Below are 2,015 nucleotides of genomic sequence, written 5' to 3' on the forward strand. Positions count from 1 at the left end.
GGGTCTGCGGGAGCATGCTGTCCAGCGGTGCCGAACGCAAAGTGGGCCGCTGCAGCCAGTGCCCGCCGAGCTACGAGGAACAAACGTTCGAGGCGCTGCGGCAGTGGCGGAAGGAGGTCGCGCTGGAGGCCGATGTCCCCGCCTTCGTGGTTTTCACTGACGCGACTCTGACCGCGATCGCCGAGGCGAGGCCGGAGTCCCTTGAACAACTCGCCAAGCTGCCCGGGGTGGGCGCGTCGAAGCTGGAAAAATACGGCGAGGCCGTGCTTGCGGTCCTGGTCGAAAGCACCACGCTCTGATGGCCGGGGCCGGGATCAACGAAGGCACCCCGGTGACCACCTCGGACGGCTCGCCCGTTGAGGTGCGCCGCTCGGCGCGCAGGCGCCGGACGGTGGCGGCATTCTGGGAAAACGGCACCGCCGTGGTTGCCATCCCGGCACACTTCAGCGGCGCCCAGGAACGCGAATGGGTGCACCGGATGCTGGAGAAGCTCCGCCTGCAGGGCGGCCGCGGCTCCAAGGCCGCGGGCAAACGCCGCACCGGCAGCGACGCCGAGCTGGCCGCCCACGCGGCCGCGCTCTCCGCCCAGTATCTGGGCGGCCGTGCCGTCCCGGCGTCGGTCCGCTGGGTGACCAACCAGAATTCACGCTGGGGCTCGGCGACCCCGTCGGAGGGAACCATCCGGCTCTCCCACAAGCTCCGGCCCATGCCGCAATGGGTCATCGACTATGTGTTGCTGCACGAGCTGGCGCACCTCCTGGTGGCCGCCCACAATGCGGCGTTCTGGCGCCTGTTGTCCGCTTATCCGGAAACGGAACGGGCCAAGGCTTTCCTGGAGGGCGTGTCCTTCGCCACCGCCCGCGGTCTGTCTGCTGAACAGGACGGCGGCGAAGCGGCGGGCGACCTAACCGCCGACGTCGTTGAGGCCGCCGCGCACTGACAGCGGAGGCCGTGGCCGGCCGCCCCCACCGCGGGTCAGGACTTGGCGCTGCCGCCGTCGTCCGCGGCTCCGGGCTCTTCGCCGGAATCCTTCGCGGCTGGTCCGGTGCCGTCCGTGCCGGTGCCGTCCGTGCCGGTGCCGTCCGTGCCGGTGCCGTTCCCGGCCTGCTCCGCATCCGGTTCTGCCGTGTCGAAACCGCCGCTCAGCAGCTTCTGCAGCGCATCGTCGACCTCGGTGTCACTGGCCTCGGCCAGCTTGCGGCGTTCGCTAAAGCCTTTCGGGTCGTCCAGGTCCTCAGCCGTGGGAAGCAGATCGGGGTGCTGCCAGATGGCGTCCCGGCCTTCCACGCCGCGCTCGTCCTTGAGCTGGGCCCACAGCGTGGCAGCCTCGCGCAGCCGGCGGGGCCGCAACTCGAGGCCGACGAGGGAGGAAAACGCGTGCTCCGCCGGACCGCCGGTAGCGCGCCGGCGCCGGACGGTCTCCCGCAGCGCAGCCGCCGAGGGCAGCAGCTTCTCCGTGGCGGCGGCGGTGAGTTCATCGACCCACCCCTCCACCAGGGCCAGTGCGGTTTCAAGCTTCTCAAGGGCCTGGTCCTGCGCCGGCGTCCGCTCGGGCATGAAGACGCCCTGCGAGAGAGCTTCCTGGATGCCTTCCGGGTTGCTGGGGTCCAGCCCGCGGGCGAGCTCCTCGATCTTGGAGGTGTCGATGTGGATGCCGCGGGCGTAGGCCTCAATCGCGCCGAGCAGATGCCCGCGCAGCCACGGCACCTGGACGAAGAGCCGGGCGTGCGCGGCTTCGCGGACGGCGAGGAAGAGGCGGATGTCGTTTTCCGGCAGGCTGAGGCCCTCACCGAACTTCGCCACGTTGGCCGGCAGCAGCGCCATTTCCAGGTCGGCCAGGGGAACGCCGATGTCGGTGGAGCTGACCACTTCGCCGGAGAGGGCGCCGATCGCCTGGCCCAGCTGCATGCCGAAGATCGCGCCGCCCATGTTCTGCAGCATCGAGGAGGCGCCGCCCATCATGGACTTCATCTCTTCGGGCATCTGTTCGGTCATGGCGGACGACAGGGCATTGG

The 2,015-nt window shown here is 70.2% G+C and carries 3 protein-coding genes; 2 read left to right on the forward strand and 1 reads right to left on the reverse strand.

Features of this window, described 5'->3' with window-relative positions:
• Both AB4Y86_RS17640 and AB4Y86_RS17645 read left to right on the forward strand, forming a co-directional pair.
• Window positions 1–299, forward strand: a 299-nt coding sequence (locus tag AB4Y86_RS17640) for an HRDC domain-containing protein (RefSeq protein WP_441403456.1), incomplete at its 5' end; no start/stop codon positions are given.
• Window positions 299–940, forward strand: coding sequence for a M48 metallopeptidase family protein (locus AB4Y86_RS17645; RefSeq protein ID WP_441403457.1), 642 nt, complete (start codon window positions 299–301; stop codon window positions 938–940). The genes AB4Y86_RS17640 and AB4Y86_RS17645, both read left to right, overlap by 1 nt.
• Window positions 941–975: 35 nt before the next feature.
• On the opposite strand, the gene AB4Y86_RS17650 is transcribed toward AB4Y86_RS17645, so the two are convergent.
• Window positions 976–2,015: zinc-dependent metalloprotease (locus AB4Y86_RS17650; RefSeq protein WP_441403458.1), on the reverse strand; the 1,040-nt coding region annotated here is incomplete at its 5' end.

Source organism: Arthrobacter sp. 2YAF22_2, from assembly GCF_052114645.1.
GTDB lineage: Bacteria > Actinomycetota > Actinomycetes > Actinomycetales > Micrococcaceae > Arthrobacter.

Bases quoted from the DNA above. Each gene is read 5' to 3' on its own strand.
- AB4Y86_RS17645 (WP_441403457.1), top strand. From the start codon at position 299: ATGGCCGGGGCCGGGATCAACGAAGGCACCCCGGTGACCACCTCGGAC.